The 14,884-nt window shown below is 70.1% G+C and carries 15 protein-coding genes; 10 read left to right on the top strand and 5 right to left on the bottom strand.

All coding sequences use genetic code 11. From position 1 onward, the window contains the following. Positions 1-22 precede the first annotated feature (22 nt). From C8E96_RS08955 to C8E96_RS08935, 5 genes are all read left to right on the top strand, one after another. Positions 23-547, top strand: a complete 525-nt coding sequence (locus C8E96_RS08955; protein ID WP_091380395.1) for a YbaB/EbfC family nucleoid-associated protein — start codon at positions 23-25, stop codon at positions 545-547. A 2-nt stretch (positions 548-549) separates the two neighbouring features. Next, the gene (locus C8E96_RS08950; RefSeq protein WP_091380399.1) at positions 550-2,034 is read left to right on the top strand and encodes a WXG100 family type VII secretion target; all 1,485 of its coding nucleotides are present in this window, start codon (positions 550-552) and stop codon (positions 2,032-2,034) included. A gap of 3 nt (positions 2,035-2,037) precedes the next feature. Next, positions 2,038-2,730 (top strand): hypothetical protein, encoded by a 693-nt coding sequence (locus C8E96_RS08945; protein WP_091380402.1) that lies wholly within the window; start codon positions 2,038-2,040, stop codon positions 2,728-2,730. Then, positions 2,727-3,302, top strand: coding sequence for a hypothetical protein (locus C8E96_RS08940; RefSeq protein WP_091380405.1), 576 nt, complete (start codon positions 2,727-2,729; stop codon positions 3,300-3,302). The genes C8E96_RS08945 and C8E96_RS08940 overlap by 4 nt, the downstream gene beginning before the upstream one ends. Before the next feature lie 74 nt (positions 3,303-3,376). After that, complete coding sequence (locus tag C8E96_RS08935) at positions 3,377-3,646, top strand: hypothetical protein (protein ID WP_091380408.1); 270 nt, start codon at positions 3,377-3,379, stop codon at positions 3,644-3,646. A gap of 4 nt (positions 3,647-3,650) precedes the next feature. Here C8E96_RS08935 and C8E96_RS08930 read toward each other — a convergent pair whose 3' ends face one another. After that, positions 3,651-4,067 (bottom strand): GtrA family protein, encoded by a 417-nt coding sequence (locus tag C8E96_RS08930; protein WP_228770103.1) that lies wholly within the window; start codon positions 4,065-4,067, stop codon positions 3,651-3,653. 35 nt (positions 4,068-4,102) lie between these two features. Between C8E96_RS08930 and C8E96_RS08925 the strand changes: the two genes are divergently transcribed. From C8E96_RS08925 to C8E96_RS08910, 4 genes are all read left to right on the top strand, one after another. Further along, positions 4,103-5,485: an FAD-binding oxidoreductase gene (locus C8E96_RS08925; RefSeq protein WP_091380410.1), complete on the top strand. Its 1,383-nt coding sequence runs from the start codon at positions 4,103-4,105 to the stop codon at positions 5,483-5,485. Positions 5,486-5,511: 26 nt separating this feature from the next. Next, positions 5,512-6,267 (top strand): decaprenylphospho-beta-D-erythro-pentofuranosid-2-ulose 2-reductase, encoded by a 756-nt coding sequence (locus C8E96_RS08920; RefSeq protein ID WP_091380413.1) that lies wholly within the window; start codon positions 5,512-5,514, stop codon positions 6,265-6,267. 105 nt (positions 6,268-6,372) lie between these two features. After that, positions 6,373-9,453: an AfsR/SARP family transcriptional regulator gene (locus tag C8E96_RS08915; RefSeq protein WP_166657926.1), complete on the top strand. Its 3,081-nt coding sequence runs from the start codon at positions 6,373-6,375 to the stop codon at positions 9,451-9,453. Between the two features lie 114 nt (positions 9,454-9,567). Then, on the top strand, positions 9,568-10,050 hold the full coding sequence (locus C8E96_RS08910; RefSeq protein ID WP_091380418.1) for an NlpC/P60 family protein: 483 nt from the start codon (positions 9,568-9,570) through the stop codon (positions 10,048-10,050). A 132-nt stretch (positions 10,051-10,182) separates the two neighbouring features. Here the strand turns inward: C8E96_RS08910 and C8E96_RS08905 are convergent, their stop codons facing one another. The 4 genes from C8E96_RS08905 to C8E96_RS08890 all read right to left on the bottom strand — a co-directional run bounded on the left by C8E96_RS08905 (position 10,183) and on the right by C8E96_RS08890 (position 13,887). Continuing rightward, the gene (locus C8E96_RS08905) at positions 10,183-11,088 is read right to left on the bottom strand and encodes a decaprenyl-phosphate phosphoribosyltransferase (protein ID WP_091380422.1); all 906 of its coding nucleotides are present in this window, start codon (positions 11,086-11,088) and stop codon (positions 10,183-10,185) included. Beyond that, positions 11,082-11,582 carry a phosphatase PAP2 family protein gene (locus C8E96_RS08900; protein WP_091380425.1) on the bottom strand — a complete coding sequence of 167 codons (501 nt, stop codon included), beginning with the start codon at positions 11,580-11,582 and terminating at the stop codon, positions 11,082-11,084. The genes C8E96_RS08905 and C8E96_RS08900 overlap by 7 nt, the downstream gene beginning before the upstream one ends. A 4-nt stretch (positions 11,583-11,586) precedes the next feature. Next, positions 11,587-12,801: a UDP-galactopyranose mutase gene (gene glf, locus C8E96_RS08895; RefSeq protein ID WP_194957345.1), complete on the bottom strand. Its 1,215-nt coding sequence runs from the start codon at positions 12,799-12,801 to the stop codon at positions 11,587-11,589. Positions 12,802-12,903: 102 nt separating this feature from the next. Then, positions 12,904-13,887, bottom strand: coding sequence for an LLM class flavin-dependent oxidoreductase (locus tag C8E96_RS08890; protein ID WP_091380430.1), 984 nt, complete (start codon positions 13,885-13,887; stop codon positions 12,904-12,906). Positions 13,888-13,968: 81 nt separating this feature from the next. On the opposite strand from C8E96_RS08890, the gene C8E96_RS08885 reads away from it, so the two are divergent. Further along, positions 13,969-14,778: an HAD-IIB family hydrolase gene (locus C8E96_RS08885; RefSeq protein ID WP_091380434.1), complete on the top strand. Its 810-nt coding sequence runs from the start codon at positions 13,969-13,971 to the stop codon at positions 14,776-14,778. Positions 14,779-14,884: the final 106 nt, after the last annotated feature.

Genomic DNA, 14,884 nt, shown 5'->3' with positions numbered 1-14,884 from the left:
GCCGGAGAACGAGAGGAACCCTATGGACGAGGCCAAGCTCCAGGCGACAATGCGGCGCTTCGAGGAACAGGCAGCCCGAGCTTCGGCGCTTAAAGAGAGCATCGCGCAGCTCAAGGGCAGCGCCCGCAACGGCGACGGCTCGGTGACGGTGACCGTGGCCCCCTCGGGCGCGGTTCTCGGTCTGCAACTGGGGCCCGCGGCGATGAAGATGTCGCACGTCCAGCTCACGCAGGAGATCCTCGGCACCATCCGGCAGGCCACCCAGCAGGCCGCGGCCGCGATGGAGCAGCTCGTGCGCCCGGCCGTCGGCGAGGCCCAGTTCGCCCAGTTCCAGGAGGCGTTCCGGGCCCACACGCCGGACCAGGCGCCGATGGGCCCCTCGGCTCCCCCGCCCCCCGGGGCACTGCCCGCGCCGCCTCCGCCCGGCGCCTCCCGGGCCGATTTCTCCGCACCCCAACCCACGCGGAACCCGCGGCCGCCGCGTGCCGTCGAAGACGGTGACGACGACGATTTCTCGACGGGTTCGATCTTCGGGGGTAACCGGTGACCATGATCATCAGCGGCGAGGCGCTCGCGGCCTACAGCAAGGGCTCGGAGGCCACCGGCGAGCACTTCGGCGCGCTGTCCAGCGTGTTCGAGCAGGCTCGGGTGTCCGACGACTGCTTCGGTCCGCTTGGTGAGTTCCTCGCGTTCGCGTACTTCAACAACGTCGAGGAATGCCAGCAGCTCGCCACCCAGGCGAAGACGTACATGTCGGCGGTCTCGGCGGCGGTCACCGACACCGCGAAGAACTACAGCGGCACCGACACCGCGGAGGCCGGGAACTACGGCCAGCTGTCCGGTTCGCTCGACGGTCCGGGGAGCATCGGCTCGGTCAACGCGGGCGACGGCGACTCGAAGGGCTACCTCGAGCAGCACGCCGGTTACGGCAGCTCCTGGGTGAAGGCGAGCTCCGACCTCGCCGACGCGGGCACTCCGCCGGAGATCGCCATCGCCACGGTGAACGCGCGGATGCAGCAGCTCGAGGCCGTCACCAGCCCCGGTCAGGCGTTCTTCGACAACGGCCTCGGCTTCCTCATCGGCCTGGTGATCAGCCCGCTCGTCGAGTTCGTCCTCGAACCGGCGATCGGCGACCCCCAGCAGATGCGCAGCACCGGCGAGGGCTGGGAGAAGATCGCCCAGTGGGTCGAGGGCGCGGGCGAGCACGAGAAGCGGCGCTCCGACGCCACCCAGCCGGTCTGGGAGGGTGAGGCGGGCGACGCGTTCCGCGCCGAGATGGCCGAGTTCGCCGAGGGCGCCAAGGCCATGGCATCGGACATCCGGGGTCTCAAGGAGAACCTGGACCTCGCGGCCGACCTGTTCGACCTGTTCGTCGAGACCGTCATCGACATCATCCAGGAACTCGTGATCGGTTTGATCATCGAGTGGATCGCCGCCCTGGCCGCCTCCTGGATCACCGCGGGCGCCTCGGTGGCCGCGGCTACCGGGCTCACCTCCGCCCAGGTCGCGATCACCGGCACCCGGCTGGGCACCAAGGTCGCCAACCTGCTGCACAAGCTCAAGCCGCTGTTCACCAAGCTCGAGGACCTGCTCAAGCAGCTGCGCTCGGGCCCGCTGAAGAACCTGTGCGACCGCGCCAACGGCCTCGCGAGCACCCGCGGCGTCGGCGGCACCCTCGGCAGGCAGATGGACCGCAACAGCCCGGCCCTGGGCGCGCTGCGCAACCACACCGACTCCAACATCGTCGACGGTGTCGAGACCGGCCTGAAGACCAAGTCGTCGAACAACTACTTCGGCAAGGACGCGGTGGGCGAGGAAGCGCTGGCGCAGCGCGCGGTCAAGTACGGGCTCGGCGCGGCCGGGCTCGGCGGCAGCACCCACACCGGAACCGCCGTCACCACCGGAATCCTGGAGAACGCCCCGGGCGCGGCGGTCGAGTACGGCGTCGAGCAGGGCTACAACAAGGCCACCGACCCGTCGACCGAGGAGGAGCGCCGGGCCGACACGGACCGGGGCTTCACCCTCAACGAGTAAGCGATGCAGCTCAACGCTTTGGGGTCAGGCATCCGGGCGCGCAGGCTTCTCGCGCCCGGTGAGGAACTGCTCTGGGCGACCAGCGCGGGCAAGCAGCTGTTCGACGTCCGCGGCCTCGATCCGGATGGGACGCCACAGGCGGGAATGCTGTCCCGTGCCGGTTTGGGAGCCGTGGGGGTGGCCGCGGAGTTCGCCCTGACAGCGGCCACGGGCGGCGGGAACGACGCGTCGGGCGGGCCTCAGCTGCCGGATGTGATGGTCATGGGCAACACCCCCAACGATCTGGCGGTCGCGCACGGATTCCAATTCCGGGAGTCCGCGATGTGGGCGCTCACCACCTGGCGACTGTTCCGGGCGGTGAGCGTCCAGCAAACCCAGCCCGCGCCGCCGCCGAAGAAAAAGGGCTTCCTGAGCGGCGTGGTCGAGGTCGGGCGGATCGTCGCCGACGTCATCTCCTCCCCCACGACCAACGCGGGCAAGGAAACCGTCGACGGCGACTCGGTGATCATCGCCGAATTCCCGCGCGCGCAGATCCGTGGCATCACCCTCACGGACCGCCAGACGTCACACGGGCTCCGGCCCGCGCTGCGGGTGGGGTTGGCCGACGGGTCGGGCTTCGACTTCCTGCTCGGGAGCAAGGTCACCAGAGCCCAGTTCGAGCGGATGCTCGCCCTTTCCCACGGAGCGCCGGAGTGACCACCGCACTGGATCCCGACGAGACCATCTCATACCTGCTGAACTGCGAAGATCTCGCCGTGGGCAGCCGAATCGGCGGCACGGTCATCGTCCCGCGCCTGCCCCGCGCGGACGCGCCGAAGCTGGCGTTCAGCGACCCGCGCTGGCCACTGCCCGCACCCGTGATCGCGCGCGGTGAGTTCTATGGCAACGACTGGGCAGACGACCCGGCGATCGGCATGTGGGCGGAGGCTGCCAGAGCCGACCAGGACGCGGCACGGGTGGCCGAGGAAGCCGCCGCCGGTCGTGGTGTCGTCGCGATCGTGGCGACCCACAAGCGGGTGGCCGTGGGGTTTCCCGCCAAGTTCCTCGGCGAACGATCCGGCAAGACGTGGGACCCAGGCGACCCGGTCCACCTCCAGTACAGCGTGCCCGCCGCGCGGGTCGCGGGGATCGCGCCGGTGATGCTGGGCCGATCGATCCCCGCGCCGACCTTCGACCGGGTCGCGTTCACCGACGGGTCGCTGCTGTTCGTCCGCAAGGACCCCTACGAGCGAGGCGCCATGCTGGCGAAAGAGCTGAACCGGCGCTGACTTCCGCTCGTAGCTGATCCGCTACCAGTGAACCCGCCTTGCCCATCGAAGGATGCGGTGATCAGGTGGAACCCATGAGCGATTCCCAGCGCACCCTGATCCTCCACCTCGCCAGCGGCGGCGAGCCGGTCGTGTTCACCCTCTCACCCAAGAGCGTCAAGAGCCTCAAGCCGCGGCTCCCCGTCCTCATGGCGTCGGGGGGCGTGGACACCCTCGAACTCGAGGACGGCAACGCGGTCGCGGTGAACTTCGGCCACGTCGTCACCGCACACCTCGACGAACTGCCGTCACACGTGCGTGCCTACGGCAGCCCCAACCGGAAGGGCAGCGGCTTCGGCGTCTGATCATTCAGTGTCGGAAGACGACGGTTCGCAGCATCACGAAGTTGATCGTCGTCCCGACCGCCTGCGCGACAACCCAGGCGAGGGCGTACTCCCACCGCATCTCGGGTAGCAACTCCAGCATCAGCGCGTTCGTGCCGACGTTGACGAAGAACGTCACGGTGTAGAGCAGGGCGAATCCGCCCGCCTGGCTCGCGCCGCGGTCGGCCGCGCCGGCGAAGGTGAACCGCTTGTTGAGGAAGTAGGCGGTGGTGGTGCCCGCGATGAAGCTCAGTGCCTTGGCCAGGTGCACCCAGGTTCCTGCCTGAAGCAGCAGCCAGTAGGCGCCGGAGTCGACCAGGGCGCAGAACCCGCCGACCATGACGAAGCGCGTGAGCTGTCTCACCAGCCCCGCGCGCTCGGAGTCGTTCCTGACCTCGGCCACCCGGCCAGTCTAGGGACGCCGCTACCCTGGCTTGGGTGGAGGCTGTTTCAAACGCAGGACCGCGGTTCGAGACCCGTGCGCTGACCGGCTGGGGCCGGACCGCGCCGTCGGTCGCCAGGGTCGCCTATCCGACGACCGAAGAGCAGGTCATCGCGGCGGTGGGGCAGGCGACCGGGCGCGGGGTCATCGCGCGCGGGCTGGGCCGGTCCTACGGCGACCCGGCGCAGAACGCGGGCGGCGTGGTCGTCGACATGAACGGCCTGGACCGCATCCACTCGATCGACGCCGACAGCGGCCTGGCCGTGCTCGACGCCGGGGTGAACCTCGACCAGCTGATGCGCGCCGCGCTGCCGTTCGGGCTGTGGGTTCCGGTGCTGCCGGGCACCCGGCAGGTCACGATCGGCGGGGCCATCGGGTCCGACATCCACGGCAAGAACCACCACTCCGCGGGCAGCTTCGGCAACCACGTGCGGTCGATGGACCTGCTCACCGCCGACGGCCGGGTGCGCTCGATCACCCCGGACGGCCCGGAGTCGGAGCTGTTCTGGGCGACCGTGGGCGGCATGGGCCTGACCGGGATCATCCTGCGGGCGACGGTCGCGCTCAAGCACGTGGAGAGCGCGTACTTCGTCGTCGACACCGACCGAACGTCCACTTTGGACGAGACGCTGTCACTGTTCGCCGACGGGTCCGACGAGAACTACGACTACTCGATGGCGTGGTTCGACTCCATCTCCACCGGCGACAAGCTCGGCCGCGCGGTCTTCTCCCGCGGCTCACTGGCCACAGTGGACCAACTGCCGAAGAAGCTGCGGTCGCACCCGCTGAAGTTCGACGCGCCGCAGCTGCTGACCCTGCCGAACGTGTTCCCCAACGGGCTGGCCAACAAGCTGACGTTCCGCGCGCTCGGCGAGGCCTGGTACCGCAAGGCGCCGAAGCAGGCCCGCGGCCAGATCCAGAACCTGACGGCGTTCTACCACCCGCTCGACCTGTTCGGGGAGTGGAACCGGGCCTACGGGCCGAACGGGTTCCTGCAGTACCAGTTCATCATCCCGTTCGAGGCCGACGCCGACCTGCGCCGGATCGTGCGGCGCATCGCCGAGTCCGGGCACGTGTCGTTCCTCAACGTCCTCAAGCGGATGGGCGAGGGCAACGCGGCGCCGCTGTCGTTCCCGCGGCCGGGCTGGACCATCACCGTCGATTTCCCCATCACACCGGGACTTCCGGCGTTCTGCGCCGAACTCGACGAACTCGTGCTGGGCGTCGGCGGGCGCCTGTACCTGGCGAAGGAATCGCGCACCGCGCCGGAGACCTTCCACCGCATGTACCCGCGGCTCGACGAGTGGCGCAAGGTGCGCCACAGCGTCGACCCGGACGGCCTTTTCATCTCAGACCAGGCGCGCAGGCTCGAACTCTGACGAACACCAACTCGAAGGCTCGGACATTGATCAACGCAGTCGGCATTCCCCAGTCCTTGCTCCTGCTGGGCGGCACTTCCGAGATCGGCTTGGCCGTCGCGGAGAACTACGCCCGCCAGGCCCCGCTGACGGTCATCCTCGCGGCCCGCCCGTCCGAGCGGCTCGACGCCGCCGCCGAGAACCTGCGTGGTCTCGGCGCGACGGTCCGCACGATCGCGTTCGACGCCAAGGACCTCGACTCGCACCCCTCGGTCGTCGAGCAGGCCTTCGCCGACGGCGACGTCGATGTCACCGTCATCGCCTTCGGTCTGCTCGGCGACCCGGAGCAGGCCTGGCAGGACCACGCCGCCGGGGTCGAACTGGCCCAGGTCAACTACACGGCGCCGGTGTCGCTGGGCATCGCGCTCGCCGAGCGGCTGCGCAAGCAGGGCCACGGCTCGATCGTGGCACTGTCCTCTGTGGCCGGTGAGCGGGTCCGCCGGTCCAACTTCGTCTACGGCTCGACGAAGGCGGGCTTCGACGGCTTCTACCTCGGCCTGGGCGAGGCGCTGCGTCCCGACGGCATCCACGTGACGGTGGTGCGCCCCGGTTTCGTCCACACCAAGATGACCGAGGGCCTCAAGGCCGCGCCCATGGCCACCACTCCGGACAAGGTCGCCGAGATCGTCGTCGACGCCGTCCGCAGGCGCCGCGACCTGGTGTGGGCTCCCGGGCAGTGGCGCGCGGTGATGTCGGTGCTGCGGCACATCCCGCGGCCGATCTTCCGGAAGCTGCCCATCTGAGCGAGCCGGGTTCCCGCTGGTGAAGTGATCTTCGCCGACTGGCCGGAACGGGGCCCGAGTGTGCCAAAATCGGTTCAATTGGGTTTGAGCACACTGGGGGAACTTGTGCGCATCCTGGTGTTGGGCCCGGTCGAGATCCGGGCAGGCGACACACCGGTCACGCTGGGCGGCCCGAAGCCCAAAGCGCTGCTGTCGGTGCTGCTGCTGCAGGCACGGCAAGTCGTGCCCATCGAGCGGCTGATCGACCGGATCTGGGACAACGACCCGCCGCAGTCGGCGACCGCGCTGGTCCACACGTACGTCTCCCTTCTCCGCCGTGGTTTCGCCTCGGCGGACCGCAAGGACGTCCTGGTCACGCGTGCGCCCGGCTACCTGCTCGACATCGGCCCCGGCGACAGCGACCTGGAGGACTTCGCCGCGCACGTGGGCGCGGCGCGGCAGGCTGAGCGCGGCGGCGACTACGAGACGGCGGCGCGCGAGTTCGCGGCGGCCGTCGGACTGTGGCGTGGGCTCCCGTTCGGCGGCGTCGACTCCGGGTTCGCCCGGTCACACAGCGACCGGCTCATCCAGGAGCGGCTCGGTGCCGAGGAGGGGCTGGCCCGGTGCAAGCTCGTCGCGGGCCGCGCCGAGGAGGTCGCCGACCAGCTCCGCCGACTGGTCGCCAACCACCCGCTGCGCGAGGAGTCGCGTGGGCTGCTGATGCGGTCGCTGTTCGAGAGCGGACGCCAAGCCGACGCACTCGAGGTCTACCGGGAAGGCCGGACGCACCTGCTCGACGAGTTGGGGCTCGAACCCGGCGAGAAGCTGCGTGAGCTGCAGAGTTCCATCCTCGACGGCACCCTGCGCCCGCTGGCGACGACACCCCGGACACCGCAGGCACCGGTCACCGCGCGCGTGGTGCCCGTCCCCCGGCCGAGCGAGGCCGTGCCCCGGCTGCTGCCGCCCGACATCGGCGACTTCACCGGCCGCGACGAGCCGCTGGCGACCGTGCTGCGGTTCGGGGAACCCGACAGCGCCCGCACGGCCGTGCCGACCATGGTGATCTCCGGGTTCGGCGGCGCCGGGAAGTCGGCGCTGGCCATCCACGCCGCGCACCTGCTGCGCACGCACTACCCGGACGGGCAGCTGTTCGCCGACCTGCGCGGCTCCGACCGCGACCTCGGCGCGTTCGAGGTGCTGGGGCGGTTCCTCGGCTGCTTCGGCGTCACCGGGGCCGATCTGCCCGCGACCCTCGACGACCGGGTCGAGCTGTACCGGCGCACGGTGTCGGGCCGCAAGCTCGTGATCGTCCTGGACAACGCCCGCGAGGAACAGCAGGTCCGACCGCTGCTGCCGGGCGACGCGAGCTGCCTGGTGATCATCACCAGCCGGTCGCGGCTCACCGGTCTGCAAGGCATCGAGCCGGTCGAGCTCGACTTCTTCGACACCGCCGCCGGCGTCGAGATGCTCGGCAACATCATCGGCGCCGACCGGGTCGAGTCCCAGCGCGTCGAGGCCGAGCGGATCGCCGACCTGTGCGGCGGCATCCCGCTGGCCATCCGGGCGGCGGCGGCGAAACTGCTCGCCCGGCCGCACTGGCCGCTCAAGTCGCTGGCCTCGCGGCTGTCCGACGAGCACCGCAGGCTCGACGAACTGGCCATCGGCGACCTGGCGATCCGGTCGAGCCTGCGGCTCAACTACACCGAGCTCGACGACGTCCAGCGGCGCGCGTTCCACCTGCTGTGCCTGCTCGACCTGCCCGACTTCGGCTGGTGGCTGGCCGCGCCGCTGCTCGACGTCCCCCTGGAGGACGCCGAGGACATCGTCGAGCAGCTCGTCGAGCTGCGCCTGCTCGACGTCGCGGGCGTCGACGCCATCGGCCGGGTCCGCTACCGCTTCCACGACCTGGTGCAGCTCTTCGGCGCCGAGCACGCCGTCGGCGACGAGCCGTCGGACCTCATCGCCGCCGCGGTGTCGCGCACCCTGGCCACCTGGATGGCGCTGGTCGAGGCCGGGTCGCGCAAGCTGCCGCGGGTCACCCTGGGGCTGCGCCCGGCGCTGACATCGAACGTCGACGTCGATCCCCGGCTGATCGAGGAGACCGAGGCCGACCCCACCAACTGGCTCAAGTCGGAGACGGCCGCGGTGGTGCGCGCCGTCGAACGCGCCCACGACCTCGGCATCGACGGCATGACGACGCTGCTGATCACGTCGCTGCTGTCCTCGCCGTTCGCCGCGCGCAACGAGTTCGACGGCTGGCAGCGCACACACGAGGTCGCCCTAAGGGCCGCGCGCTGCAACAACGACCGGCAGGCCGAAGCCGTCGTGCTGGCAGGCCTCGGGCAGCTCTACTACGAGAAGGACGACTTCCCCACCGCGCTCGACCACTTCCAGCAGGCGCTGGGCCACGCCGAGACCATCGGCGACGACGTCACCCGTGCCGTCGCCCTGGTCGGCATCGGCACCGTGCGCCGCGACCTGGCCCAGTTCGCCGACGCGCAGCGCGACCTGGCCGCGGCCGCCGAGTCGGCCGAGGCGAACGGGGACGACCCGGTGCTCGCGGCCGCCCGCTACGGCCTGGGCGCGATCAGCCGCGACCACGGCGACCTGGACTCCGCCGCGGATCAGTTCCGGCGCTGCGTCGAGCTGTACCAGAAGATCGACGACCGCCGCGGCGAAGCGCTGGCGCTGCGCGGGCTGAGCCTGTGCCACCGCGCGGTCGGCGAGTACGCCGAAGCCGCGGACCTGAGCGCCGACGCCGCCCGGCTGCTGCTCGAAGCGGGCGACGAACTCGGGGCGATCTACGCCCGGCAGTCCTGGGCCAAGGCCCGGCTGCGCCTGGGCGACACCGACGGCGTGGCCGACACGCTCGCCGCGTGCCTGGGGATCTGCACCGCCCAGTGCGACCGGTTCGGCGGCGCTCTGGTGACCCGTACGGTGGGCGAGCTGCACCTCGCCCTGGGCGACCTGCCCCGAGCCCGGGAGGCACTGCTCGACGCGCTCGCCAAGTGGTCGGAGTTGGAGCTGCCGCTCTGGCAGGCCCGGACTCTGCGCGATCTCGCCGCCGCCGACCCGGATCGCGCCGACGAGCACTGGGCGCGCGCCCGCGCGCTGTTCGTGGAGACCGGTGCCCGCGAACTGGCCGAGATCGCGGACCTCACCCCGGCCGACTGGCGCGACCGCGTCCGGCTCCAGGCGCACTTATAGGTTTCCTGTAGGTATTCGGCTCGGCCTCCAGCGGACTTGCAGCCCGATTGCAGCGACGTCCGCGACTCTTCTCGTGTCAGGGAAACGAAGACACGAGAAGAGGTCCACGACGTCATGTCCACCGCGCACCGGGACCTCGCACTCGGCAAGCCGATCCGCCGCAGCGAGATCGTCGAGCGGGCGGAAAGCTGGCTTCGGCCTTCGGTTCCCTACAGCCAGACCAAGTTCCACCAGAACGAGTACGGGATCTATCGCACTGACTGCTCGGGCTATGTCTCGATGGCTTGGGGCCTACCAGGGGTACCGCCGAATCGCCACGGCGGCCTCGACACGATCGGACTCGCCCGGATCAGCTCGCTGATCACCAAGGACGAGTTGGTCGCGGGTGACGTCCTGCTGCGGACCGAGGGCACGAACCTCACCCGGCACGTGACGATCTTCCACGAGTGGGCCACCGGCCATCGGACCGCGTACTGGGGGTTCGAGCAGTCAGGCGAGACCGGCACCGTACGTCGCCGCATTTCCTTTCCCTACGACCAAAGCGGCGAACTGTACGAGCCCCGCCGCTACGCCCTGACCGCCTCCCCGAAATTTTGACCTTCGTCGCCTGTCGGGATCAGTTGCGGATTGGCGGTCACCGTGGTCGGCCGCCGTCACGGTCCCCTTAGGTCAAGGCGATCCGGAAATGGTGATGGGGCACCCGAGGGGGGTGCCCCATCACCGTTTCGATCAGAGGTAGACCGACAGGGCCAGGCAGGCGACCCACGAGGCGCCGAGCACCTGCAGCACGCGGTCCTTGAGGGCGATGTCCTCGGGCTCGCCCGCGCCGCCCTGGTCGACGTCGACGGCGTAGCGCAGCACGGCGATGACGAACGGGACGATCGAGATGACCGCCCACACCGAGTGGTTCGGGCTGCGCTCGCGGATCTCGAACGCCCACAGCGAGTACGTGGTGATCATGATCGCGGCGGAGGTGGCCCACACGAACCGCAGGTAGCTCGACGAGTACTTGCGCAGTGACTCGCGGATCTTCGCGCCGGTCTTCTCGAACAGCACGACCTCGGCGTACCGCTTGCCCGCCACCATGAACAGCGAGCCGAACGCCGCCACCAGCAGGAACCACTGGGACAGCGCGATACCTGCCGCGGCGCCGCCCGCGATGGCTCGCAGCAGGAAGCCCGACGCCACGATGCAGAGGTCGATCACCGGCTGGTGCTTGAGCCCCAGGCAGTACGCGAGCTGCACGGCCGCGTAGACGGACAGCACGATCACCAGCGGCCAACCGGTGAGCAGACCCAACGCCAGCGAGGCGACCAGCAGGACGGCGGCGGCGATGTAGGCGAACCGGACCGGCACGATTCCCGCGGCGATCGGGCGGTTGCGCTTGGTCGGGTGCGCGCGGTCGGCCTCGACGTCGATCGCGTCGTTCACCAGGTAGACCGCCGACGACACCAGGCAGAACGCGGCGAACGCCAGTGCGGCGTCGAGCAGGACCGGGCCCTCGAAGATCCGGTTGCCCGCGAACGGCGCCGCCAGGACCAGGACGTTCTTGACCCACTGGCGCGGTCGAGCCGTGCGCAGGAGCCCGCCGACCAGACCTGGCTTGGCCACCTCCGCCACCGCCTCGCTCACGATCGCCTCTTCAGCTTGCGTCGCAGAAGGCCGCCGACCACTGCGCCCAGCACCGACCCGGCGACCACGTCGGTCGGGTAGTGCACGCCCAGGACCAGCCGGGACACGAGCATCGGCGGCACCAGCACCGGCACCAGCCGCTTTCCGGTCAGGCCCGAGAACAGGACCGCGGCCGCCGTCGTGGAGGTGGCGTGCGACGACGGGAAGCTCAGCTTGCTCGGCGTGCTGACCAGCACCTTGACCGAGGGGTCTTCGGGACGGGGCCGCCGCACGACCCGCTTGACCGCGATCGACGCCGCGTGCGCCGCGACGATCCCGGCCGAGGCGGCGAGCCAGTCGCCGCGCCTGCGCTTGTCGAACGCCGCGCCGACCAGCCCGAGCGCGAACCAGCCCGCGCTGTGCTCACCGAAGTGCGACAGCCCGCGCGCCGCCTTCACCACCGCCGGTTTGGCGATGGCACCTTGGACGCGGCTCAGCGCGGCGGTCTCCCGTCCCACGCGCCTAGCCGTCCAGCGAACCGTCGAGCGGGGCGCCCTCGGTCAGGTGGGGGGCGACCTTGTTGTCGAACACCGACAGGGCCGAGCCGATCGCCATGTGCATGTCGAGGTACTGGTAGGTGCCCAGTCGGCCGCCGAAAATGAGGTTCTTCTCGGCTGCCTCGGCCTTGGCCAGGTCCCGGTAGCGCGCCAGCTTCTCGCGGTCTTCCGGGGTGTTGATCGGGTAGTACGGCTCGTCGCCGGACTCGGCGAAGCGCGAGTACTCGCGGACGATGACCGTCTTGTCCGTCGGGTAGTGCGTGCGCTCCGGGTGGAAGTGCCGGAACTCGTGGATGCGGGTGTAGGGGACCTCTTCGTCGTTGTAGTTCATGACGGAGGTGCCCTGGAAGTCGCCAGTCGGGACGACCTCGGTCTCGAAGTCCAGCGTGCGCCAGCCCAGCTCGCCCGCGGAGTAGTCGAAGTAGCGGTCCAGCGGGCCGGTGTAGACCGTGGGGGTTCCGGCCGGGATCTGGTCGCGGATGTCGAAGTAGTCCGTGTTCAGCCGCACGTCGATGTTCTCGTGCTCGGCCATCTTCTCCAGCCACGCGGTGTACCCGTTGACGGGCAGGCCCTCGTAGGCGTCGTTGAAGTACCGGTTGTTGAAGTTGTAGCGGACCGGGAGGCGGGTGATGATCGCCGCGCCGAGCTCCTTGGGGTCGGTCTGCCACTGCTTGGCGGTGTAGCCGCGGACGAACGCCTCGTACAGCGGGCGGCCGATCAGCGAGATCGCCTTCTCCTCGAGGTTCTGCGCGTCCTCGGTCTTGATCTCCGCCGACTGCTCGGCGATGAGCGCCTTGGCCTCGTCCGGGGTGAAGGACTTGCCGAAGAAGCTGTTGATCAGCGCGAGGTTCATCGGGAAGGCGTAGACCTGGCCCTGGTAGCGCGCGAACACCCGGTGCTGGTAGTCGGTGAACTCGGTGAACTGGTTGACGTAGTCCCACACTCTCTTGTTCGAGGTGTGGAACAGGTGCGCGCCGTACTTGTGCACCTCGATGCCGGTCTCCGGCTCAGGCTCGGAGTAGGCGTTGCCGCCGATGTGCGGCCGTCGGTCGATCACGAGGACGCGCTTGCCCAGTTGGGTCGCCGTCCGCTCCGCGATCGTGAGGCCGAAGAATCCGGACCCGACAATGATCAGGTCGTAGCCTGCGTAGCTGCTTTGGGTGTTCGCACCGTCGCTCACGAGGGCCCAGGTTACCTGCGTGTCGTTGACCACTCGCACCGGGACATACGCGGGGCCCCGGCGCCGATCACCCGGCACCGGGGCCCCGCGTCCCCTGTGGATCTACCCCTCCGAACTGTCCACCTCGCCAAGAGAGACGCTCGGGTCCCCCGCGTCGTTGCTCGCGGTGCCGGAGTTTTCCGCCCGCAGGCTCGCCCGGCCGCCGAGCGTCGGCAGCACCTCGGCCGCGACCTGCTCCAACACGCTCTCGCGGCCCGCGTAGATGCCTTCCTCACGTGGCCAGTGGGTGACTACGTCGGTGAAGCCGAGTTCCTGGGCGCGGCCCACGTGGTCGCGGAAGGCCTCGACGCTCTCCAGGGAGAACAGCGGCGAGGCGTCCAGGCTGAGGTAGCGGTCGACGGTCGCGCGGTCGCGGCCCCGCTCGGCGAGGATCGCGTCGAACCGCTCGGCGCGTTCGGCGACCCCGCGCCACCAGTCGTCGAGGTCGGTGGCGTCGCGCGCGCCCAGCGTGATCCAGCCCTGGCCGTGGCGCGCCGCGACGGCCATCGCCTTCGGGCCGTCCGCGCCGACCAGGAACGGCACCCGCGGCCGCTGCACGCAGCCGGGGGCGCTGCGCGCCTGGACCGCGGTGTAGTACTCGCCCTGGTAGTCGGTGACCGGCTTGGCCAGGACCGAGTCCATCAGCTCGACGAACTCGCCGAAGCGGGCCGTGACCTGGCGTGGGGTGATCTCCTCCTCGCCCATCACCGTGCGGTCGTAGCCGCCCTTGCCGGTGGCGCCGGAGCCGAGGCCGAGCATGAAGCGGCCGTCGGAGACGTCGTCGAGGGTGAGGACCGCTCTGGCGAAGGACACCGGGTGGCGGAAGTTCGGCGACACCACGAGGGTGCCCAGCCGCAGCGTCTCGGTGACCATCGCCGCGGCGGTCAGGGTGGCCATGGAGTCGAACCACGGGCCGTCGACCAGTGAGCGCCAGCCCAGGTGGTCGTAGGTCCAGGCGTGGTCGAAGCCGTAGGTCTCGGCGCCGCGCCAACGCGGCTCGGCGGCCCACCAGCGGTACTCGGGGAGGATGACGATGCCTACTCGCACGTCACGAACCTAGCGAACCGGGCGGGTCCGTGCGGCCGATAAGCCGTCGAGCGATCCCGGCCGGTCGTGGAGTATGGGGGCGTGGAGAAACCCAGGCTCATCGCGTCCGACATCGACGGCACCCTGCTTTCCGTGGACGAGCGGGTGACCCCGCGCACGCAGGCGACGATCGACCGGGTACTGGCATCCGGCACGCCGTTCGTGCTGGTCACGGGCCGACCGCCGCGCTGGATCCCGCCGGTCGCCGAGCCCACGGGCCTCGACGGGTACGCCGTGTGCGCCAACGGCGCGGTGGTCTACGACATCGCGAAGTCGTCGGTGCTGAGCGTGCACGGCCTGGAGCCGATGCTGCTGCATGACGTCGCCCACACCCTCGACGGCGTGCTGCCCGGCATGCGGCTCGCGTCGGAGTGGGCCGACCTCGGCCCCTACGACGGCGGCGTCACCTTCGCGACCGAACCCGGGTTCCGCAACCCGTGGGGCGACGCCGAGCAGAACATGCGCCCGCGGGCGGAACTGCTGGGCAGGCTGTCGACCAAGCTGCTGATCCGGCACGAGGACATGACCAGCGCCGAGATCGCGATGGTCGCCGGGGAACTGCTCGGCGACGCCGTCGACATCACGTACTCCACCAACCGCGGCCTCATCGAGATCTCCGCGCCCGGCGTCACCAAGGCCCGCGGCCTGGCCGAGGTCGCCGAACGGGTGGGCGTGGCGCAGGAGGACGTGGTGGCCTTCGGCGACATGCCCAACGACATCGAGATGATCCGCTGGGCAGGCCACGGCGTGGCCATGGCGAACGCCGACGCGGCCGTCATCGCCGCCGCCGACGAGGTCACTGCCTCCCACACCGAAGACGGCGTAGCCCAAGTCCTAGAACGCTGGTTCTAGCCCGCGAGTCGCCCCGCCAGGCAAGTGAGTCGCCCGCTCCGGCAACTGAGTTCGACATTCAGGACGCGCGAATGTCGAAGTCAGTTGCCGGGAGGGGCGACTCGTT

Source organism: Actinokineospora alba (assembly GCF_004362515.1).
Taxonomy (GTDB): Bacteria; Actinomycetota; Actinomycetes; order Mycobacteriales; family Pseudonocardiaceae; genus Actinokineospora; species Actinokineospora alba.
Note: the sequence above shows the minus strand (reverse complement) of the source record. Positions and strands in the feature narration are given on the sequence as shown.

Bases quoted from the DNA above. Each gene is read 5' to 3' on its own strand.
- C8E96_RS08935 (WP_091380408.1), top strand. From the start codon at position 3,377: ATGAGCGATTCCCAGCGCACCCTGATCCTCCACCTCGCCAGCGGCGGC.
- C8E96_RS08910 (WP_091380418.1), top strand. From the start codon at position 9,568: ATGTCCACCGCGCACCGGGACCTCGCACTCGGCAAGCCGATCCGCCGC.
- C8E96_RS08950 (WP_091380399.1), top strand. From the start codon at position 550: ATGATCATCAGCGGCGAGGCGCTCGCGGCCTACAGCAAGGGCTCGGAG.
- C8E96_RS08955 (WP_091380395.1), top strand. From the start codon at position 23: ATGGACGAGGCCAAGCTCCAGGCGACAATGCGGCGCTTCGAGGAACAG.
- C8E96_RS08945 (WP_091380402.1), top strand. From the start codon at position 2,038: ATGCAGCTCAACGCTTTGGGGTCAGGCATCCGGGCGCGCAGGCTTCTC.